We start from the raw sequence: 22,082 nt of genomic DNA on the forward strand, positions 1-22,082 counted from the left end.
AACCATTTTTGAACCATTTTAAGTAATGATGTAACTTTTAGCTGTGTTATCTGTTATGTACCTTACATCTTTAGCAAGTATTAATATGGTTCGCAGGCAATATTTTACAGTTATCATCATTTGTTTATTTATTACTATAAGTGTTGCTTTTATTAATAAAGCCGACGAGTACGATAAACCTACCTTCATTCCACCAAGCGCTCAACGTAGCGGTGACAGCGCTATTGGCTATAATTATCTCACTACTGGCGACTATCTTAAAAGTGGTCTACCATACAATTTTTACACACTTTTTTTAGGCAAAGACAAGAATAATTTTCTTAACCGTACTGGCAAAAACGCCACGGTTGCCTATGGGTTTAATGTGGTTAAAGGCGAGAACGATATAGACGTTGTGGTGCCTACTTGTTTGCAATGTCATGCACAAGAATTTGAAGGTAAATTGTATGTGGGCTTAGGTAATACCTTTCAAGATTTTACCAATTTTGGTAAATCATCTAGTTACCTAAACAGCGCTGCCATCAAAGTAATGCAAACTTTTGCCCCTAACCAATATCCTTCTACCAAAGCCATTATCACTTCATTCTCTGCTATTGCTCCTTATATGCAAACGGAAGTACAAGGCGTTAATGCAGCCGATAGATTAGCCGCTTTATTAGTAGCACACCGTGACCCGCAAACACTAGAATGGTTACCAACACCCATTTTAGATATACCAAACGAAGTGGTACCAACCGATGTACCTGCTTGGTGGTTACTGAAAAAGAAAAACGCCATGTTCTACAACGGCTTTGGCCGTGGTGATTTTGGTAAGTTTTTAATGCTTAGCAATATATTAACAGTAAAAGATAGCAGCGAGGCAAGAGAAGTGAACAGCCATTTTGGTGATGTATTAGCATATATCAAATCTATCAATCCGCCTAAATATCCTAAAGCCATTGACGATAATTTAGCAGCGAAAGGCAAAACCATATTTACCACTAACTGTAGCAAATGCCATGGCACTTATGGCGATGATGGTAAATATCCTAATCTGTTAATTCCTGCGTCTATTATTCGCACCGATTCTATGTTGTATTTAGGCAATCAGCAAAATCCGCAGTTTATCGATTGGTTTAATAAAAGCTGGTTTGCGCAAGGTGATAACCCTGCTAGATTAGAGCCTTATAAAGGCTATATTGCGCCGCCTTTAGATGGCATTTGGATTACCGCGCCCTACTTGCACAATGGCTCTGTACCAACTTTGCAAGCCTTGTTAAACAGCAAAGAAAGACCACGCTATTGGAAGCGCAATTTCAAACAACCAACTTACGATTACGACAATATTGGGTGGCAATATGAAACGGTAACAAAGCCAGAAAAGCGTACTACTTATAATACCGATTTACCCGGCTATCGCAATGTAGGCCACACTTTTGGCGATAGATTGTCAGATGCAGAACGCAAAGCGGTGATTGAGTATTTGAAGACATTGTAGTAGCCTTTATGATACCAGCAGTGGTACATCTATTTAGCTTCGTTGCGTCGCACACTGCGGCGCTTTGTTCATTCTCGCTTCAATAGTGCAATCTGTTATCTTTAACCCTACTTTACCTATTCTAAACTTTCTATTATTACACCACCTACACACATATTACAAACCACCAAAGGCTATCAAATCGTTTCGCAATGGCTTGCCAACAAAGACTTCCAGCCGTTTCAGTTTCAAACAGAAACATGGCAGCACATTATTGATGGCAATAGTGGATTAGTTAATGCACCTACTGGTTGTGGCAAAACCTTTTCTGTGTATTTAGGGGCTGTTATTCAGTTTATTAACCAGCACCCAAACGATTATCAATCGCTTAAAAATAATGGCTTACAATTACTTTGGATAACGCCTTTGAGAGCTTTGGCTAAAGACATCGGCCGTGCCATGGAGGAAGTGATTACCGAACTTGGGATGCAATGGCAAGTAGGCATTCGTAATGGCGATACCACTACTTCCGAGCGACAAAAACAAAAACGTCATATACCAGAAGTATTAATTATTACACCAGAAAGTTTACATTTATTCTTAGCTCAAAAATCTTATACGGAAAGTCTGCAAAGCCTTCAAGTAATTGCGGTTGACGAATGGCACGAACTAATTGGTAGCAAACGAGGTGTGCAAGTTGAATTGGCGATATCGAGAATCCTTAACTGTCAACAGTTGACTGTCGACCGTCAACCGAATAACCCATTGTTAAAGACTGTTAGCGGCCAACGGTCAACGGTCAACGGTCAACGGCACTCCCTCTGGGGTATCTCAGCAACCATTGGTAATTTAGAAGAAGCAAAAGATGTTTTACTAAGTCCATTACAACAAGACGGTGTTATTGTTAAAGCCAATTTAGACAAACAAATTCGTATTTATTCTATTATACCAGAGGAGATAGAAAAATACCCATGGGCTGGTCATTTAGGCATCAAACTTGCCGAACAGATTATTCCTATTATTGAAGCAAGTACTACCACATTAATTTTTATTAATACACGTGGTATGGCAGAACGTTGGTACCAAACATTATTAGATGTAGCACCACAATTGGCTGGTGCCATTGCCTTGCACCACGGCAGTATTGAGCAAGAATTACGCTTATGGGTAGAAGAAGCTTTGCATACAAAAACTTTAAAAGCTGTGGTATGTACAGCTAGTTTGGATTTGGGTGTAGATTTTAGACCTGTAGATACCGTTATTCAAGTGGGTTCGCCAAAAGGTGTTAGTCGCTTTTTGCAACGTGCAGGCAGAAGCGGCCACAAACCAGGCGATGTGAGTAAGATTTACTTTTTACCTACACATTCCTTAGAATTATTAGAAGCTGCCGCTTTAAAATCGGCCATTGAACAAAACCTCATTGAAGGAAAAGAACCCATGCTCTTATGCTTTGATGTATTAACACAGTATCTATGCACATTAGCTGTAGGCGAAGGTTTTTCTGCGCAGCGCATTTACCAAGAAATAAAAAGCACCTATTGCTTTAGCGATATTACTGAGGATGAATTTAACGAAGTGCTATTGCATATAACTATTGGCGGCAAAGCTTTACAGCAATATGATGAGTATAAAAAAGTGGAAATCATAGATGGCATTTATAAAATCAATAACCGAAGAACTGCCATGCGGCATCGCATGCATATAGGTACAATTGTAAGCGATGCCATGATGAAGGTGAAATTTACAAGTGGTGGTTATATCGGTGTTATTGAAGAATGGTTTATCAGTAGACTTGAGCCAGGTGATGTATTTACTTTGGCAGGTAGAAATGTAGAATTGGTAAGCATCAAAGAGATGACGGCGTTTGTAAAAAAATCAACCTCTAAGAAGTCAATTGTACCAAGTTGGATGGGTGGTAGAATGAGTTTAACGGCTAATTTGGGTAATGTACTGAGAGAAACGTTTAGTCTTGCGTCAGTAGACGATAGACAACAGACCATAGTAAATGACCGTGGACTGTCGACCGTCGACCGTCGACCGTTTTCCCCCGAACTCACTGCCCTTCAACCCTTATTTGCTTTACAAGCGCAGCTATCACACATACCAAAAGCTACAGAATTATTAATTGAACAAATAGAAGGCAAAGATGGGTTTCATTTATTGGTATATCCTTTTGAAGGCAGACAAGTGCATGAAGCCATGAGTGCTTTATTGGCTTATCGAATTGGTCAGATAACGCCTATCACATTTTCTATCTCCATGAACGATTATGGTTTTGAATTATTAAGCGACCAGCCGATACCCGTTGATGATAGCAATATTTATGAATTGCTTACCAGCGATAATTTGGTTGCAGATATTCAAAAAAGTGTGAACAGTGTAGAAATGGCGTCTCGTAAGTTTAGAGATATTGCCGTTATCGGCGGGCTAATCTTTCAAGGTATGCCGGGTGAGCAAAAAAAGGCGAGACATCTACAATCATCTGCCTCTTTATTGTTTAGAGTATTTAACGAATACGACCCTTCTAACCTACTCTTGCGCCAAGCTTACAACGAAGTTTTTACCCAACAAATGGAAGAAACAAGACTGCGTACTGCTTTGCAACGCATTCAGCAAAGCCGCATCATTATTACATTTCCAGACCGATTAACACCGCTTAGTTTTCCTATTGTAGTGGATGGCTTGAATAGAAATAATCTATCGTCCGAAAAATTGGAAGATAGAGTAAGGCGCATGCAAGAACAGTTGAAGTAGTTGCAAGTTTTGCATTCTTTGTTTTAAGATTTAAGTTCTTTATGCTTCAATATTGATTTCGCTTTCACTATTCACTTTTGACTATTCACATTCCACTAATTCGCCCTTACATATTGGTTTGGCCACGCAATTTCTTCACCCAACGCTTTTGCTGCATCCAAACCGAAATATGCATTTCGTAAAGAGGCTCTCGCAATAAATATTAAATCGGCCTCTTGGTTTTGTAAAATAGCTTCTGCTTGTGTAGCGGTTGTTATTAAACCTACCGCACCAGAAAGTATATATGCTTGGTGCTTCACCGCTTTTGCAAAAGGTACTTGATAGCCAGCCTCAATTGGAATTTTAACACCAGGCACATTACCGCCAGTTGAGCAGTCAATCACATCAACCCTCTTGTTTTTAAGTATGGTAGATAGTTGTACTGTTTGTTGCTCATCCCACGCATTTTCAACCCAATCTGTTGCAGAAAGCCTTACGAAAAATGGTAATTCTGCGGGCCATACCGTGTTTATAGCGTCAACAATTTCTAGTAATAAACGAATTCTGTTATCAAAACTACCGCCATAGGCATCAGTGCGGTGATTACTATATGGTGATAAAAATTGGTGAATTAAATAACCATGCGCAGCATGAATTTCTATAACTTGATAACCAGCTTCCAATGCTCTTTCTGTTGCAGCTTTAAAATCGCTCACAACTTTTATAATATCATCAGTAGTTAGTGCTATTGGTGCTTCGTCCGCGGGATAAAAAGGTAAATTAGATGCACTCACTGTTTGCCAGCCACCATTTGATTGTGCAATTTGATTGCCACCAAGCCAAGGTACCGCACAACTTGCTTTCCTACCTGCATGTGCTAGCTGAATTCCTGCAATAGCACCTTGCGCTTTTATAAAACGAGTGATAGCTTGTAGTTTTTCTATCTGTTTATGATTCCACAAACCTAAATCGCCTGCAGTGATGCGTCCTTCTGGCGATACTGCAGTAGCTTCTTGCATAATTAAACTTGCACCACCCACTGCTCGGCTACCTAAATGCACCAAATGCCAATCATTTGCCATACCATCTTCTGCAGAATACTGACACATAGGCGATATAACCAATCTGTTTTTAAGCGTGATACTTTTTATAGTTAAAGGCGAGAACAATAAAGACATGGTTGAAATAATTTGTACTGCAAAGTTATTTATATAAGATGCCGATAGCTAGTTACTTATTTACTAAATTGGGAGAGTTTTTAATCATAACTTTTTACAAAAGGAGGAGAATTTTACAAAGAAGACTTATTTAGTAAAAAAAAGGGTCATTCCGTAGAAACGGAACGACCTCTAACGATTGCTTGCCATATGAAAAAAAGTTAGAATCGAGTTTGTGCTGATTCACAGCTTAACAACTATCGATTATTCTTTTGTTATACAAATGTAGAATTTCGATGCAGACGCTAATCTACAAGTTCCAACATAGTATATTATCGCAAACCAAATAAAATCAGCTACAATACCTATAAATAGTAGATTCTAACAAAAAAAGATGATGATGCCCAACTATAAAAAACAATTCAAAAATGATAAAAAATAAGTGACCAAATAATAAATTAAAAAATATATAACGCAAAACGAACGCAATTAGCTTAATAATTATCTTTTTTAAAAAATCTAGAAATTATTTGTTAAAAAATGATTGCGGTAATGTTCTGTTCATATATATTCGCAAAGCCTTAACGAAAAAAAGGGTCATTCCGTAGAAACAGAACGACCTCTAACGATTACTTGCCATATGAAAATTCTTAGAATTAATGTGTTGCTGTCTAACAGCTTGCTTGATTCTCGATAAACCATCTTCAGAAAGATGTCGGCCTCTAACGAAACTTGCTACTAACGATTGCTTACCATTTAGCCTTCTTGTTTCTACAACAAATATATACTAGGGTAATACCCTAGTATACACAAGTTATTGTAGACTTTATCATCTCTAAAACTTGAGGATATTTCGGAAACCCTTACAGGCATTGGTTTTTAAATAAAAAAATTAATGATGTCTAACCGAAATACGGATATATTATTCTTATTAATAAAATCGCTTGAGAAAGCAGAAAAACGAAGTTTTAAGCTTTACATCAAGCGCAGTTCTGCGAAAGAAGATTTAAAAATCATTCAGTTATTCGATGCGCTTGACAAACTGCCTGAATACGATGAGAAAACTTTACTTAAGAAACTGCCAACAATAGAAAAGCCACAACTGGCTAATTTAAAAACACATTTGTATAAGCAAATTTTAGCAAGCTTGCGTTTATTAAAATCAACAGAAAATATTGATTTACAATTGAACGAGCAGCTTGATTATGCCCGAATTTTGTACAATAAAGGTTTAAAATTACAAAGTTTAAAAATATTAGAGCGTGTAAAAGAAATTGCTCGCTCACACAATAAATTCAGTTTTTTAACACAAGTAATCACCCTCGAGAAAAAAATTGAAACACTACATATTACACGCAGTACGCTAGAAAAAACGGCACATTTAGCTATAGAAGCAGTTGAGGTGAGTGAGCGTATTAGTCGTGTAACCAAATTGTCTAACCTAGCATTGCAATTGTATAGTTGGTATGTAAAAAACGGTCATGCCCGAAACGAAGAAGATGAAGTAGATGTACGTGACTTTTTTAAACAAAATCTACCGCCTAAAAGTGAGGCGGAAGCAGGGTTTTACGAAAAACTATACCTATATCAAAGCTATGTTTGGTATGCATTTATTAGACAAGATTTTTTAATGTACTATCGCTATAGCCAGAAATGGATTGACTTATTTACCGCTGAACCAGGCATGATTGAGGTAGAAACTGGTCACTACATCAAAGGCATGCACAATTTGCTAAATGCGCATTTTGATTTAAGAAATTTTAGCAAATTTGAAATTACATTAAGAGAATTTGAAGCCTTTGGAGAAACTGCCATTGCCAACCACCACGATAATTTTCGCATACACACGTTTGTATATATCAATAGTGCCAAGATTAACCAATGCCTAATGACAGGCACTTTTAAAGAAGGTTTAAAATTAATTCCTTACATCGAAGAAAAACTTGCAGAATACGAGTTATACATTGATTATCATCGCGTATTAGTTTTTAATTACAAACTAGCAACACTCTATTTTGGCAGTGGCGATTACAGTACTGCGATAGATTATTTGCAAAAAATTATTAACCACAATGTAGGGTTAAGAAATGATTTGCAATGTTATGCGAGGCTGATGCATATGATGGCGCATTATGAACTTGGCAATCACGACATCATAGAGTATCTGATTAAATCTGTGTATCGCTTTATGGCCAAAATGCAGAATCTTACAGTGATAGAAGAAGAAATGTTTAAATTTTTGCGCCACTCCTTTAGTGTTTCCCCACGAAAAATGCAACCAGAGTTCGAGAAATTTTTAGCTGAAATTAAAAAATACGAAAAGAGTCGTTTTGAAACAAGGGCGTTTGCTTATTTAGATATCATATCTTGGGTTGAAAGTAAAGTCCAAAATGAAACAATGGCTACTATAATTCATAAAAAATACTTAGCTAGTAAACATAGGCTCCGACTTGTTAATTAAATATTCTTTCTAGAAACGAACAAGCATTATCTTTGTTCCCTAATTTTTTCATTAATAAAAAACGGGCAATGAGTATTGCAGAAAGTAATGAGTTGGGCAAGAATATGGAAGTCATCAGCATGTTGAAAGATTATGTTGGTACTGCTGTTGACGAGACCTTGCTAGACCCAGACGATTGCTGGCAACCAACAGATTTTTTACCAGATTTAACAAAGGAAGATGCGTTAGACCAAATTAAAAGTTTAAGAGAAAGAAGCGCCGGTATTCCTGATACTGTGATTACCTCATTGGTAGGTAATATGATTACAGAAGAAGCTTTGCCTAGCTATCAAACTTATTTTAACCTAATGGTAAATGAGGAAAAAAGCTTGGTGAGCGATAATGGTTGGGTACGTTGGTCTAGAGCTTGGACAGCCGAAGAAAACAGGCATGGCGATTTATTAAACAAATACTTATACTTAAGTGGTCGCTGTGATATGAAGGAAGTAGAACAAACAATCCACCGTCTAATTTACAATGGTTTTGATCCAAATACAAATCAGGATCCTTATAGCGCAATTGTTTATACTTCATTTCAAGAAAGAGCTACTAAAATCTCGCACGTTAACACAGGTAAATTAGCCGATAAAGCTGGCGATAATAATTTATCTAGAATTTGTAAGCAAATTGCAGGTGATGAAGCGAGACATGAAAAGGCTTATAAGTCATTCATGAGTAAAATTTTTGAAATCGATCCCAATGGTGCTTTAAAATCATTTGAACAAATGATGCGGAAGCAGATTACTATGCCAGCTGTATTAATGGATCAAGGCGGTAGCAATCCAAACTTGTTTATTGAGTTTTCTGCTATTACACAAAAAATTGGCGTATATACTACCTGGGATTATGCAAGCATTATTGATCACTTGGTTAGCCTTTGGAAAATTGAACATTTAACAGGTTTAAAAGATGGTGCTTCAAAAGCACAAGAATATTTATGTACTTTGGGTGCTCGTTACAAACGTATTGCTGAACGTATGAAAGTGCCAGATGAAATTAATTTATCTTGGTTAAGCGGTAAGAAATTTGCATTTTAATAATAAATTTTCATAACATAAAAAATCCGTTCAGTAAAAACTGAACGGATTTTTTATGTTATTACTTGATATAGGGGTTATTAATTGGTAGATACTATTTACCACCATAATTTCGATGACATATGGTATTGAAAGATTATTACGAAATACTACGAGTTCCTCCAAATGCTACTTTGGTAGATATCAAAAAAGCATATCGAAAATTGGCTTTGCAATACCATCCAGATACAGCGGACAATAATGATCGCCAACTACCTTTATTTTTGGAAATAAAAGAGGCGTATGAAACATTGAGTGATACCAAAAAACGTCAAGCATATCACTACAAAAAATTTTACAGACAAGTAGAACAAGAAGCCATTGTTACAGCAGAATATATTGCGCAGCAAACGCAGCAATTAGCTACTTTAATGAACGTTTTAGATCCATATCGTATTGATTATGACATGCTTTACCGCCTTATTAAACAATTGCTAAGTAACGCTAATCAACAATTGATACAAAAGGGAAGTAGTCATTTGCAAGAGCAAATAATTAAAGATTTAAAAGTCAGTGTTTGGCATTTGAATTTTCCTTTGGCTGAAAATATTTACCCCATTTTATTGTCGCTTGCCAGTAATAATGTGTCGTTAACCCTCTCTCTTAATCAGCAACGCCTCACACAAAAACGGCTGTATTATTGGGATACTTATAAACTAGCAGGCGCTTTTCTGCTTGCCATTTTACTTTGTATTATTTTTTATTGGCTTGTAAAATAATTGTGGGTGAATGTAAGACACAGATTAGCAAACACTTGATAATGAATTGTTATAAATTGCGATACGGGTAACTTGGTAAATACGGCTTTAAATATAGGCCTATCAATATCTAGATCAAGTAAATGTATATGATTTTTAAAATCAACCTCCCCGTTGCCCCACCATTTATAGATTGTTTCTTTGGCACACCAAAATAAGGTTAGACTTTGGTCGATGCTTGAGTTTACTTCACTAATTCCTTTTATCTTGCTATTTGTCACTATTAACCATTCACTATTAACCAAAGCTGTTTCAGCTTCATTTAAAAATTTATGGGCTATTTTCGCTACTTTATCATTTATTAATTCAATATCGATACCTACCCTTTCGTTTTTACTTACAATAGCGGCTGCAAAATTGCCGCAATGCGAGATTGAAAAATGGTATTGTTCATCTGGCAAAAAGGGCTTGCGTGTAGATGCGATTTCAATTTCCTCATCGGGAAAATCGTCAAACAAATAGCGCAATAAATAGCGGCCAGCTAAGTGTTGTAGACGTTTGTGTGGATGTGTAATGGTTCTTTGTAAAGAGACTTTTTCAAGAAAAAAAGATTCGTCTTCTTCAATTTGCCAAATAGCTAGTTTAGTGTTTAGGCTAATGATATTTTGAAAAAACAAAGGCATTCAGCAAAATTGGGTGATTATTAAGAAAAAAGAATTTTATTTGTGCAAATAGCGGTTTGAAACATTGAATATATAGCTAATATAGATATGTATTCACCAGCTCTTAAGCTGCAAAGGATAATTGAAATAAGGCTTTGATCGTACAATTCCAGATTCAATGTAATACCGGGATGCCTACAAAAAATAAACAAGTGATATAATAGACGCTCTAAATAAGAATACAAAAGCTGGTTACACAAATACAAGAACAATGATTTTATCTGACAAACGAATTTTAGAAGAAATTGCCACTGGCACTATCAAAATTGAACCTTATTTACGCGATTGCCTAGGCAGTAATAGTTACGACGTTCACTTAGGCAAACATTTGGCCACCTACGTAGACGTTGTTTTAGATGCGAAAAAACACAACGAAATTACCCATTTTGAAATACCAGAAGAAGGCTTTGTACTACAACCAAATGTACTGTATCTTGGCGTAACAGAAGAATATACTGAGACACATGCACATGTGCCATTTTTAGAAGGCAAATCCTCTACAGGCCGCTTGGGCATTGATATTCACGCAACGGCGGGTAAAGGCGATGTGGGCTTTTGTGGTAATTGGACGCTTGAGATTTCGTGCAAGCAACCTGTTCGGGTTTATGCGGGTATGCCGATTGGTCAGTTGATTTATTTTCCTGTAGATGGTGAAATTGAAGTAAAATACAATCAAAAAAAGAATGCCAAATATAGTGGTCAACCAAACCGTCCAGTAGAAAGTATGATGTGGAAAAACAAGTTTTAGTTAGCGATTAAGGAGCCAAATAGCTGTATTCAAAATTATTGCGAAACTTACCCAACTAATGTACGGAACTAGAAGCCAAGCTGCTAGTTTACTAAACTTACTAAATGCAAAAATTGTAAGTAGAATACCAAACCACATTACAATAATTTCAATTAGTGCCAAAAATATTTGGTGTTGATTAAAGAAAATTATGCTCCAAGCTAAATTAAGAACAAACTGAAGCAAATACAAATTAATGGCTTTTTTACGATGAGGGCTCGGCGGCAGTTTCCAAATAAGATAAACGCTAATGCCCATTAAGATGTATAAAATCGTCCACACCGGACCAAATAAATAATTGGGCGGATTGAAACTAGGCTTGTTAAGCGTTGCATACCAAGTAGGTATTTCTCGCACAGTAACATAACCAGAAGCGGCACCCAAACCTACTGTCAATGCAATGGAATTGATGGCTTTTATAATATTAGAACGTTCCATATTTCTTTTTATATGCAATTAACCAATCAATCACCTCGTTATAACTCTTAATACCGCTTTTTTGTTGATTAGCTTTTAAATATTGATCATAAATTTTAGACATCACTGGTTGTATGTTATTTTGCTTACCTAAAACATAATCTCGATAAGCTTTTCGGTCGCGCTTGGTAAGACTGTTTAATTGCTTTAGGTTTAAATAAGCCCCATAAAAATCTTGCTCAAACAACGCGCCATTGGCACTCATGAACATATCGAAATAGGCAGAGTATACGAACAAAGGATTGTTGCTGTGTGTAGCCGCTAAAAATCCTACAAAATTTGCCTCACTTTCGCTTGCATAACCCAATTGATGCGCCATTTCGTGGCAAGTAACAAAGGGCGTTATAAATTTGGGCAAATCCGTATTTAATTGCGCTTCACCACTAAAAGGATTGTAGTAGCCAGAGTAGCCAGCATAACTTACCATTGTGCTAAGTAAAGATGGCTTAACCGAAAAATGCTTGTAATTTATAAAATGAAAGGTTTGTTTGGTAGCTTGATAAGCATCAAAAGCTTGGCTATAAATAATATTATTACTAGGATATTGATAGTTGCTATCGCCTAAAGCAAGCCTCGAATCGTTTAACTTGTCTAAAATTTCACAGGTAAAATCATGTAATTCTTGTGTAGAATATTTACTATTTGATAGTTGTAATTGATAAGCGATCCCCAGTCTTGTATAATTTAATCCCCAAAAAAGATTAAAAAAAACGTATACCCATAGCAAAAATTTACTACATTTTAGCAAATTTCTTCCAATAATTCGCCAAGATAATTGCCTTGTAATAAGGCGTATTACAAATTTTACAACACAAAAAATAATATACAATATTAGTATAAAATATCCAATATCACCAACACTAAAAGGCACCCAATGGGTGATAATTCGCTGTAATTCACTTATTTGAATATAATAATTATTGCTGTAATATTTTTCAATAAAGGCTGGGAATAAAGAAATAACAAACAAAAATATCGCAAATACAAGTGGAATTATCCAAGTTATATTTGACTTGTATCTTTGCAATGTAGATGTGTGAGTAACTTTCATAAGTTTTACAAAGAATCAACTTTTTAACAATAACGCATCTAATTTTTGCTGTTACACCCATATACCTTACTTTTGCCAACCCAAAAAAGCCGAGATGAGCAACCGGAGAGAATTTGAAATAGCGTTTGTTGGTTTAAGACCTGGGGTTCATGAATTTGAATACAAAATTGAAGATAAGTTCTTTGTACCTTTTGGCGAGCAAGATTTTACAAATTTAAGTGCCAATATTAAGTTGACCTTAGACAAAAAAAATGGATTCTTGCAGCTAAAGTTTGACATAGATGGCGTTGCAGATGTAGATTGTGATAGATGTGGTAATGGTTTGAAAAAACAATTGTGGGACGAATTCAACATTATTGTAAAAATTGTAGATGACCCTGAAGCGGCTAATGCCTCCGAAGAAGACTCTGACATTTATTACATCAGTAAAACAGAAAGTCACCTACATATTTCTGATTGGATTTATGAATTTATCAACTTATCCATACCAATGCAGAAAATGTGTGATGAAAAAGAAATGGGTGGTCCTCAGTGTAACAATGAAGTGCTTGCCATGTTAAAAAAAATGGAAGACGATGTTGCCAAACAAGCAAACCCTTTGTGGAAAGGATTAGACAATATTAAAGGTTTAGAATAAATATTTTTTTGATTTTATAAATTTGACGTTATGCCAAATCCAAAGCGTAGACATTCGCAACAACGCAGTGCAAAAAGAAGAACACACTATGTTGCACAAGAAGTTACTTTAAGCAAAGACACCACAACTGGTGAATTACATGTACGTCATCGTGCGCATGTAAGCGAAGGCAAATTATTCTACAAAGGAAAATTAGTAGCTGAAAAAGCGCCTTTAAAAGCCTAACCTTTAGCTTAAATTTCTTAGCTTCGACGCATGAATATAGGATTAGACATGATGGGTGGCGATTTAGCGCCTCTTGAAGTGGTAAAGGGTATCCAACTGTATTTGCAGTCTAAATTTATTGAAGCTAATATATTTTGTATAGGTGATGAAGCAATTGTGAAACCTCTTATAGAGGAGCAACTTGTTTCATCGCCTTATTTGCATGTAGTCCACGCACCAGAAGTTATTGGCTACCATGAACATCCTACCAAAGCACTAAAAGAAAAGCAAAAAAGCTCTATTGCAATTGGCTTTTATATGCTTGCTTCAGGCAAAATAGATGCTTTTATCAGCGCAGGCAACACTGGTGCGATGCTTGTAGGCGCTATGTATAGCATTAAAGCATTGCCAGGTGTGCTACGTCCTACAGTATCTACGATTGTACCTAAACTAAGTGGTAAAACGGGTTTATTGCTAGATGTAGGTTTAAATGCAGATTGCAAACCTGAACAATTGAATCAATTTGCTATTTTAGGTAGCCTTTATTCGCAACACATTTTAAATATCGCCAATCCAAAAGTTGGTTTAATGAATGTAGGTGAAGAAGAAGGCAAAGGCAATATTTTATCGCAAGCAACCTATCCACTTCTAAAAGACAATACCGCCATCAATTTTATTGGTAACGTTGAAGGTAGAGACTTTTTTAACGACAAAGCCGATGTAATGGTATGTGATGGCTTTACAGGTAATATTATACTTAAAATGGCCGAAACCTTATATGAAGTAGCCGAAAGTAGAGGTTTTGGTAAAGACGCATATTTTAACCGTTTTCACTACGAAAACTATGGTGGTTCGCCTGTACTTGGCGTGGCAAAACCAGTGATTATTGGTCATGGTATTAGCTCTGCACTAGCATTTAAGAATATGATAGACCTTGCAGAAAAAATGCTTCAAACGGATCTTTGTGGCAAAATGAAAGCTTTGTTTGAAACGGCTCAAAATTAGTCGGTACATACTACACTTAACCATAACTCAAAGCCAAATCCTTGTTTTCCCAGGCATTTAATGGTTTAAAGGTTTTTCCATCAACCAAATGGCAACCCACCGTAATATAATTGCAATAAGTATTACCAAAAATATTTGTTACAGCGGTGTCGGCGGCATCTAACCCATTGGCAATTTTTACCAACCCATTGCTAGGTATCATTCTAGTAGCATCAAAAAATAACCAAGTACCGTTTATATAAGCCTCAAAGCAAGCATGAAAATCTGCGGGTTGCAATTGATAAGCATAACCCGTAAAATATCTAGCAGGTATGCCACTAGCACGACATAAAGCAATGCCTAAATGTGCAAAATCTCTACAAACCCCTGCCCTTTCGCTCATTGTATCTACTGCAGAAGTATACGAATTACTGCTACCCAACAAATACTCAATATTGTGATATATCCAATCGCAGATGCCTACCACTTTTGCATAATCGCCTACTAAATTGCCAAACATTTGGCTAGCAAAGCGTTGTAGTTTATCGCTTTGGCAATACCTACTTGGAAATAAATAGGGCAATATGTCAGCCTGAATATTACTTAAGGCAGTAACACTATTGGTAACATGTTCGTCTATTAATTGGTGGTGGGTTGTTACTGTGGCAGTATAAGTTACTTTAAAATTCTGTGGTTCATTAATCGTAGTTCGTATAAATCTTGTGCCCGACGGCGATATCAATGTTTCTAATTCGCAGGCAATATTGGTGGTTAATTGTTCTTCTATGATGGTTTGGCCATTGGTTTGTGCAGCCTCAATATTGAATAAAAAGGTACTAGGCATGTACACTTGGTAACTCAATTCGCTAAACACTTTAAACGTCATAATCCTTGTTATTAACCCATTTTACCCCAATATGTAATTATATCAGGTATTGCACAATGGCTGAAAGTAACCTTTAGTTAGCTTACTATGAAATTAAGTTTTTGCTACGTATAAATATGAGGAGGCTTTATTATTGGCATAGCCAAAAGCCTACATTTGCAACAAACAAACGTTAGTTTTTATGTGGTTGAATAATGTGCTAGAAACAATCGGCAACACGCCTCTCATTAAGTTAAATAAAATTACCAAAGATATTCCTGCAACTGTTTTGGCTAAAGTGGACTATTTCAACCCTGGCAATTCTATAAAAGACCGTATGGCTTTAAAAATGGTAGAAGTTGCCGAGCAAGAAGGCAAACTAAAACCAGGCGGCACCATCATAGAAGGCACAAGTGGCAACACGGGCATGGGTTTGGCATTGGCAGCATGTGTAAAAGGCTACAAATGCATTTTTGTAACTACTGATAAACAAAGCAAAGAAAAGGCGGACATTTTAAAGGCTGTGGGTGCCGAAGTAATTGTATGCCCTACCAATGTATTGCCTGAAGATCCACGAAGTTATTACAGTGTGGCTAAGCGTTTGGGCAAAGAAGTGCCCAACAGTATGTACATGAATCAGTACGATAATTTGGCCAACCGTCAAGCGCATTACGAAAGTACTGGTCCTGAAATATGGGCACAAACTGAGGGGAAAATTACGCATCTTGTTTGCACGGCTGGTACAGGTGGCACTATCACTGGCACGGCTATGTATTTAAAAGAAAAAAATCCCAATATTAAAGTGTGGGCGGTGGACGTGTATGGCTCGTTGCTAACCAATTATTTTAAAACTGGTAATATAGATATGAGCTTTGTGCACCCCTATATTTCTGAAGGTTTTGGGGAAGATTTTGTACCGCAGAACTACGATATGAGCGTGATAGACGAGTTTGTACAAGTTACCGATAAAGACGGTGCGGTAATGGCTAGAAAAATAGCCAAAGAAGAGGGATTATTTTGTGGTTATAGCGCTGGTAGCTGTATACAAGGCCTCATGCAGTTAAAAGCTAGCCTTACGAAAGACGATGTGGTGGTATGTATTTTTCACGACCACGGCAGCCGCTATGTAGGTAAAATTTATAACGACCAATGGATGATGGAAAGAGGCTTTTTGGAAGTAAAAACCTTTAAAGACATCGTTAGTGGCCGTGCTGGCAAAAAGCTTATCACAGTAGAACCTACCAATACCGTGGCCGAAGCAGTAGAACTCATGAAGAAGTACGATATTGAACAAATACCAGTATTGCACAACCACGAACTTGTAGGTAGTGTAAGTGAAGGCGGTTTGTTTCAGAAAATATTTAGTAATCCCGACATTAAATACGCAACCGTAGCTAGTGTGATGGAAGCAGCACCAGCCATTGTAGATTTTTTAACCCCTGTAGAAAAACTAGGCAGCTTAATTACCAAAGAAAACGGTGCGGTATTAGCGAAAGACGATAGTGGCAATTACCACATTGTGACCAAATACGACGTGATACAAAGCTTGGCGAAGTAACAGTATTGCTCATAGATTGTGCAGCTAAGGCAGAAGAAATGGTGTGTGGTATTTATTTATAGCTTACAGTTACATAGTAGAATTACACAGTCCACAAAACGCCTAAAATATTAAGATAATTATTGGCAGATAATTTTGCTAATATGAAACGTATTTTTTAAATTTGGCATATAAACATATAAATATGCCCCAAGAGAGTCCAAAACGCCTTTATAGCGCTAAAGATGCCGTAATGCTGACCGTTTTATCTATTATCTTAAACAATGCAGCAGACAATATTGCCGAACTAACTGACGAAAACGAGAATTGGAATACGGCCTTAGTAACTGCTTTAAATGCGCAGGTGGATAAAGATTTTGAAGATATTTTAGGCATTGATCCTAAGAAAGACCAACGCGAAGCCACAGCCTTCATTAAATCTATACAGGCAGAAGCTATACCATTATTATCTACCTTTAGCTTGCGCCTTGGTGTAGCCGTAAAAGACGCAGCTAGACGTACTGAATTACTCACCCAACTTGGTTTTGCTGCATTTGCTAAAAAAGCCCAAACGAGAGACCAAATAGCTTTGATTGAATTATTAGCCAGGTTTAAAAAATATATGACTGCTGATGTAAAAGCAGAAATAACCGCTAGCAAAGATATTAAAGCGACTGTGGTAGATACCTTGGTAGGATTTGCAGATACCCTACAACATAAAAACATTAGCCAAGAAACCTATAAAGTAAAGAGTAAAGAAGTGACTGCCGAAGGTGTAATAGCACTCAACAATACGTATTCAGCCGTTGTAAGCAATTTTTCTAAGCTAGTATTAGATTTTTATACCAAGAAAAAATCACCCAAAAAAGCATTATTTAGTTTTACTGGTATTGTAAAAACAGTACAAGCTAGCGCAAAACCAACAACAGAACCGCAAACAAAAACAAAAGAGTAGTAGCTACTTAAAAGCCAATAGAAACTTAAGTCAAGCCAATAGAAGCGACATACAAGGCACTAGCAATAAGTTTCAATACACTCGACACAAAGTTCAACACAATAGAAAGATAATTTAAGCCACTCGAATGACAAAACAACCCACTCAAAATATAAATCAAAGCACTAGTAAATAAAAACAAGGCACTAGAAGAAGTATACAAACGAATTGAAGGTATTTACAAGGCTGTAGAAAAGAAAATTGATACTAATTTGAAAGTTCTCATGTATCTTAATATGAACATAATAAAGGTTCTTACCCAAACAAGCCCTAAAGCTATTTGAGTAAGAACTTTTGTTATTTAACAGTCTTTGCATGAAATAAACTTATTGAAAGGACCCTGTTTTATTCAACAAGTCAAACAAGTTGTTCATCTTTTTGCCCGACGCTTCTTCAAAGGCGGCTTTTAAATCGCTTGGCTGTGGGTGCTTAAATTTCCATTTATCAAAGTAAATATGAAAGGCTCTGTCTACCACCTCTCTTGAGGTTGAAGCTTCAATAATATACATCCATAAAGCGGCTTTTACATACGATACCAAGCCATAATCTTGGCTATTGGCAAATTTATCGGCGGGGGTTTCTATCGCTGGTTCCATCGGTATTCTAGATAAGCCCATGTAGATAGCAGCTAAAAAATCGTCTGCATTTTTTTCTTTTAAAGCAGGCGGCAACGAGCTACCAAATATTGAATTGATACGGTATTTTTCGGCTTCGTACCTAAACTGAAAGTAGGAGTTTAAGCCTTCATCTTGCCATGTATGGGCACGCTCATTGCTGCCTAGCATACTCATAAACCAGTTATGCCCTACTTCATGTGCAATCACGCCATCAAGGGTTTCTTTTTTAGCATCAGGACTTGTAATCAGCGTAATAGTTGGGTATTCCATACCACCGCTTGAATTGTTTTTTGGCCCTTCAATGGCTTGTACCACAGGGTAAGCGTATTCGCCAATCCATTCGCTGTACTTTCTAGTGCCATCTTTTATATAGTCTATACTATTTACCCAAAGCGTATTTTTCTTGTTGTGGTAATAGCTAAAAGCATCTACAATTTTACCCGAAGCCAATTGTACCGTATCGTATTGAATAACCAAATCTTTATCGGCAAACCAGCCAAAATCTGGCACATTATCTTGCACATAAGTTAAGGTTTTAGTAGCTGCGGTATTATCAGCTTTGTATAGTTGGGGTTTGTTGTTTCTAATAAGCGCATTAGCCCTGCCAAGGGTTTTATATTGGTTTAGCTCGCTTGCAGTTTGCAGCACGCCAGTAGCACCCACAACATAGTCAGTAGGTACGGTAATATTTACCTTATAGGTACCATATTCGCTGTAAAATTCGCCATAGTCAAGGTAAGGAAACTCATGCCAGCCATCTTTGTCAAACACCGCAGGTTTAGGATACCATTGGCAAGCCATTATTTCATTATCGGCAAAGCCTGAGCGAGAAAAATAGGAAGGCAATTGCACTTTAAAAGGCGTAGCAATGGTAATTGACTCGCCCGGCTTTAAAGGTTCTAGCAATACCAGTTTGATAATGTCGATATAAGTTGGGTTAGGATGCGCTTCTATGGTAGCAGGCTTGCCATTAATGGTAAAAGATAAACCATCAATATAGCCAAAGCTTATTTTCTCAAGCTTTTTCTTACGTTCTTCATCGGTGCTTAACTGCTGAAACAAAGCAGTGTTAATGTTTTTGTAAGCATTAGGCCAAATATGAAACCAAATAAAATTGAGTGTTTCTGGCGAATTGTTTTTATAAACAATGGTTTCTGAGGCAGTTAACACTTTATCTTGATCATTCAATGCCACATCAATTTTGTACTGTACATCTTGTTGCCAATAGGTTGATTGTGCAAAACCTTTTGCTTGCAACAACAAGCACATCATCAATAGTTTCTTCATGTTCAATTTTAAAATGAAAATAATAGTTTAGCAGATGCAATATGATATTTTACCACTTTTTTAGTTGTGTTTGTAAATAGTAATCACGACTTATCTTTAGTATATGTTTGAAAGTATTGACCAATTAGGCAGAAAACACAGCTTTGAAAACAGACCAAAACACATTGTATCGTTAGTGCCATCGCAAACGGAATTATTGCATGATTTGGGCTTAGAAAATGAAGTGGTTGGTATTACAAAATTTTGCATACACCCAACTGAATGGTTTAACAATAAACCAAGCATTGGTGGTACTAAAAATGTAAAGATGGATGCCGTAAAAGCCTTGCAACCAGATTTAATTATTGCCAATAAAGAAGAAAACGTAAAAGAACAAATTGAAGCATTAGAAGCCATTGCACCTGTTTGGGTAAGCGATGTGAATCATTTAAAAGATGCTTTAGCGATGATTGAAGCCATTGGAAACATCACCAATACTAACCAAAAAGCCCAGCATTTAATCAAAGAGATAAATAGTGGTTTCAATCAACTTAAAACGACTAACACCACACTTAAAACCGCTTACCTCATTTGGCGCAAGCCTTATATGACAGTTGGTGGCGATACTTATATTAACGATATGCTTCAGTATGCTGGTTTTGAGAATGTTTTTGCCAATGAAAAACGCTATCCCGCCATTACAATAGAACAAATTACAGAGAAAAAATGCGACCTCTTGTTATTATCAAGCGAGCCCTACCCTTTCAAGCAACAACATATTGAAGCGTTGCAAGCAGCTTTGCCAAGGATAAAAATTGTATTGGTTGATGGCGAAATGTTTAGCTGGTATGGCAGCCGATTAATAGCAGCCGCTTCCTATTTTAAAACCTTACAGGAAACAATACGCTTGCATTAAAGTTGAAAAGCATATTCCGCGCATGCAGTAAACACTTCGCGCTGCTATCGCTAAACTTGCGACAAGGCTGCATTAAAAAATCGCAGTTAGTTACCAAAAGCAAACGATTGCAATGGGCTATTGTTTAAAAAATGGCTGAATTCTGGCATTTGGGGTGGTAATAAGTTGAAAGTTAGATTATATTGCGACCTCATTCATCACAAAACTATTTTACATTATGAAAAAATACCAACCAGGTGTATTGTTCGGCGAAGAATTGGAAGCCTTGTTAAAGGATGCAAAAGAAAATCAATTTGCATTGCCGGCGGTGAACACCATTGGCACTAACACGATCAATGCGGTGTTAGAAACAGCAGCAAAAGTAAATTCACCTGTTATTATACAATTTTCTAACGGTGGTGCACAGTTTATAGCTGGTAAAGGCATGCCAAACGATCACCTACAAGGTAATATTTTAGGTGGTATTTCTGGTGCATTGCACATTCATAATGTCGCAAAAGCGTATGGTGTACCGGTTGTATTACACACTGACCATGCAGCCAAAAAATGGTTGCCTTGGGTAAGTGGTTTGATAGATGCTGGCGAACAATTTTACAAAGAAAAAGGTCAGCCTTTGTTTAGCTCTCACATGCTAGACTTGAGCGAAGAACCAATTGAAGAAAATATCCATACCTCTGTAGAATTTTACAAAAGAATGAAACCGCTTGGCATGGCCATTGAAATTGAACTTGGCGTAACTGGTGGCGAAGAAGATGGTGTAGATAACAGCGACGTAGAAAACGATAAATTATATACCCAACCCGCTGACGTTGCTTACGCTTATGAAGAATTAGGTAAAGTAGGTAATTTATTCACCGTAGCAGCTGCATTTGGTAATGTACATGGTGTGTACAAACCAGGCAATGTAGAATTAAGACCAGAAATTTTGAAAAATAGCCAAGACTATATTCAAGCGAAACATGGTACAGCTGAAAAACCTGTTTACTTCGTGTTCCATGGTGGTAGTGGCTCGCCTCAACACCAAATTAGAGAAGCCATTGGGTACGGCGCTATTAAAATGAATATTGATACAGACTTACAATGGAGTTTCTGGGAAGGAATTCAACAATTTTACACTAAGAATGAGGCTTACTTGCAAGGTCAATTGGGTAACCCAACAGGTGCTGACAGCCCTAACAAAAAATATTACGATCCACGTGTTTGGTTACGTAAGGCAGAAGAAAACTTTAGCAAACGTTTAGAAGTTGCGTTTGAAGATTTGAACTGTATTAACCGTAACGCATAAGCAATTATAACTTTATATCAAGAATGACAACCCCTTTAGGTTGTCATTCTTTTTTAGAAGATGTGCAAAATCAAATTATCATTATCTTCACCGCCCGTTAGAGAGGGATTTCACAGCGAA

The 22,082-nt window shown here is 36.9% G+C and carries 19 protein-coding genes; 13 read left to right on the forward strand and 6 right to left on the reverse strand.

Annotated elements, in window-relative coordinates; translation table 11 throughout:
• Positions 1-55: 55 nt before the first annotated feature.
• Together ACFOW1_RS12305 and ACFOW1_RS12310 are read left to right on the forward strand one after the other, a co-directional pair.
• Positions 56-1,477, forward strand: coding sequence for a c-type cytochrome (locus tag ACFOW1_RS12305; RefSeq protein ID WP_379014628.1), 1,422 nt, complete (start codon positions 56-58; stop codon positions 1,475-1,477).
• A gap of 153 nt (positions 1,478-1,630) precedes the next feature.
• Positions 1,631-4,210 carry a ligase-associated DNA damage response DEXH box helicase gene (locus ACFOW1_RS12310; RefSeq protein ID WP_379014680.1) on the forward strand — a complete coding sequence of 860 codons (2,580 nt, stop codon included), beginning with the start codon at positions 1,631-1,633 and terminating at the stop codon, positions 4,208-4,210.
• 95 nt (positions 4,211-4,305) lie between these two features.
• Here ACFOW1_RS12310 and ACFOW1_RS12315 read toward each other — a convergent pair whose 3' ends face one another.
• A complete protein-coding gene (locus tag ACFOW1_RS12315) occupies positions 4,306-5,367 on the reverse strand; it encodes an NADH:flavin oxidoreductase/NADH oxidase (protein ID WP_379014630.1) in 1,062 nt (353 codons plus the stop codon).
• A gap of 877 nt (positions 5,368-6,244) precedes the next feature.
• Between ACFOW1_RS12315 and ACFOW1_RS12320 the strand changes: the two genes are divergently transcribed.
• The 3 genes from ACFOW1_RS12320 (at position 6,245) to ACFOW1_RS12330 (ending at position 9,641) form a co-directional block, all read left to right on the forward strand.
• The gene (locus ACFOW1_RS12320; RefSeq protein WP_379014631.1) at positions 6,245-7,807 is read left to right on the forward strand and encodes a hypothetical protein; all 1,563 of its coding nucleotides are present in this window, start codon (positions 6,245-6,247) and stop codon (positions 7,805-7,807) included.
• Between the two features lie 68 nt (positions 7,808-7,875).
• Positions 7,876-8,883 carry an acyl-ACP desaturase gene (locus tag ACFOW1_RS12325; protein WP_379014633.1) on the forward strand — a complete coding sequence of 336 codons (1,008 nt, stop codon included), beginning with the start codon at positions 7,876-7,878 and terminating at the stop codon, positions 8,881-8,883.
• A 122-nt stretch (positions 8,884-9,005) separates the two neighbouring features.
• Entirely contained in the window at positions 9,006-9,641 is a 636-nt protein-coding gene (locus ACFOW1_RS12330) for a J domain-containing protein (RefSeq protein WP_379014634.1), read from the forward strand.
• On the opposite strand, the gene ACFOW1_RS12335 is transcribed toward ACFOW1_RS12330, so the two are convergent.
• Positions 9,623-10,303 (reverse strand): 4'-phosphopantetheinyl transferase family protein, encoded by a 681-nt coding sequence (locus ACFOW1_RS12335; RefSeq protein ID WP_379014636.1) that lies wholly within the window; start codon positions 10,301-10,303, stop codon positions 9,623-9,625. The two genes, ACFOW1_RS12330 and ACFOW1_RS12335, sit on opposite strands and share 19 nt — an antisense overlap.
• 250 nt (positions 10,304-10,553) lie before the next feature.
• Between ACFOW1_RS12335 and dcd the strand changes: the two genes are divergently transcribed.
• Complete coding sequence (gene dcd, locus ACFOW1_RS12340) at positions 10,554-11,090, forward strand: dCTP deaminase (protein ID WP_379014637.1); 537 nt, start codon at positions 10,554-10,556, stop codon at positions 11,088-11,090.
• Here the strand turns inward: dcd and ACFOW1_RS12345 are convergent, their stop codons facing one another.
• Together ACFOW1_RS12345 and ACFOW1_RS12350 are read right to left on the reverse strand one after the other, a co-directional pair.
• Entirely contained in the window at positions 11,091-11,567 is a 477-nt protein-coding gene (locus ACFOW1_RS12345; RefSeq protein ID WP_379014638.1) for a TspO/MBR family protein, read from the reverse strand.
• Positions 11,554-12,657 (reverse strand): DUF3810 domain-containing protein, encoded by a 1,104-nt coding sequence (locus ACFOW1_RS12350; protein WP_379014640.1) that lies wholly within the window; start codon positions 12,655-12,657, stop codon positions 11,554-11,556. Before ACFOW1_RS12350 ends, ACFOW1_RS12345 begins: the two co-directional genes overlap by 14 nt.
• A 94-nt stretch (positions 12,658-12,751) precedes the next feature.
• Between ACFOW1_RS12350 and ACFOW1_RS12355 the strand changes: the two genes are divergently transcribed.
• Genes ACFOW1_RS12355 through plsX form a run of 3 tightly spaced genes read left to right on the forward strand, consistent with a single transcriptional unit; the run spans position 12,752 to position 14,503 of the window.
• Entirely contained in the window at positions 12,752-13,294 is a 543-nt protein-coding gene (locus ACFOW1_RS12355) for a YceD family protein (protein WP_379014641.1), read from the forward strand.
• A 30-nt stretch (positions 13,295-13,324) separates the two neighbouring features.
• Positions 13,325-13,519 (forward strand): 50S ribosomal protein L32, encoded by a 195-nt coding sequence (rpmF, locus tag ACFOW1_RS12360; protein ID WP_379014643.1) that lies wholly within the window; start codon positions 13,325-13,327, stop codon positions 13,517-13,519.
• A gap of 30 nt (positions 13,520-13,549) precedes the next feature.
• Positions 13,550-14,503: a phosphate acyltransferase PlsX gene (plsX, locus tag ACFOW1_RS12365; protein WP_379014645.1), complete on the forward strand. Its 954-nt coding sequence runs from the start codon at positions 13,550-13,552 to the stop codon at positions 14,501-14,503.
• A 16-nt stretch (positions 14,504-14,519) separates the two neighbouring features.
• On the opposite strand, the gene ACFOW1_RS12370 is transcribed toward plsX, so the two are convergent.
• The gene (locus ACFOW1_RS12370) at positions 14,520-15,368 is read right to left on the reverse strand and encodes a transglutaminase-like domain-containing protein (RefSeq protein ID WP_379014646.1); all 849 of its coding nucleotides are present in this window, start codon (positions 15,366-15,368) and stop codon (positions 14,520-14,522) included.
• Between the two features lie 181 nt (positions 15,369-15,549).
• Between ACFOW1_RS12370 and ACFOW1_RS12375 the strand changes: the two genes are divergently transcribed.
• Both ACFOW1_RS12375 and ACFOW1_RS12380 read left to right on the forward strand, forming a co-directional pair.
• Entirely contained in the window at positions 15,550-16,905 is a 1,356-nt protein-coding gene (locus ACFOW1_RS12375; RefSeq protein ID WP_379014648.1) for a pyridoxal-phosphate dependent enzyme, read from the forward strand.
• 184 nt (positions 16,906-17,089) lie between these two features.
• Entirely contained in the window at positions 17,090-17,839 is a 750-nt protein-coding gene (locus tag ACFOW1_RS12380) for a hypothetical protein (protein WP_379014650.1), read from the forward strand.
• Positions 17,840-18,204: 365 nt separating this feature from the next.
• On the opposite strand, the gene ACFOW1_RS12385 is transcribed toward ACFOW1_RS12380, so the two are convergent.
• Positions 18,205-19,782: a M1 family metallopeptidase gene (locus ACFOW1_RS12385; RefSeq protein ID WP_379014651.1), complete on the reverse strand. Its 1,578-nt coding sequence runs from the start codon at positions 19,780-19,782 to the stop codon at positions 18,205-18,207.
• 103 nt (positions 19,783-19,885) lie between these two features.
• On the opposite strand from ACFOW1_RS12385, the gene ACFOW1_RS12390 reads away from it, so the two are divergent.
• Complete coding sequence (locus ACFOW1_RS12390) at positions 19,886-20,677, forward strand: ABC transporter substrate-binding protein (RefSeq protein WP_379014652.1); 792 nt, start codon at positions 19,886-19,888, stop codon at positions 20,675-20,677.
• Positions 20,678-20,894: 217 nt separating this feature from the next.
• Positions 20,895-21,962: a class II fructose-bisphosphate aldolase gene (gene fbaA, locus ACFOW1_RS12395; RefSeq protein ID WP_379014654.1), complete on the forward strand. Its 1,068-nt coding sequence runs from the start codon at positions 20,895-20,897 to the stop codon at positions 21,960-21,962.
• Positions 21,963-22,082 lie beyond the last annotated feature (120 nt).

Origin of the sequence: Parasediminibacterium paludis, from assembly GCF_042651445.1 — a bacterium.
Classification (GTDB): domain Bacteria; phylum Bacteroidota; class Bacteroidia; order Chitinophagales; family Chitinophagaceae; genus Parasediminibacterium; species Parasediminibacterium paludis.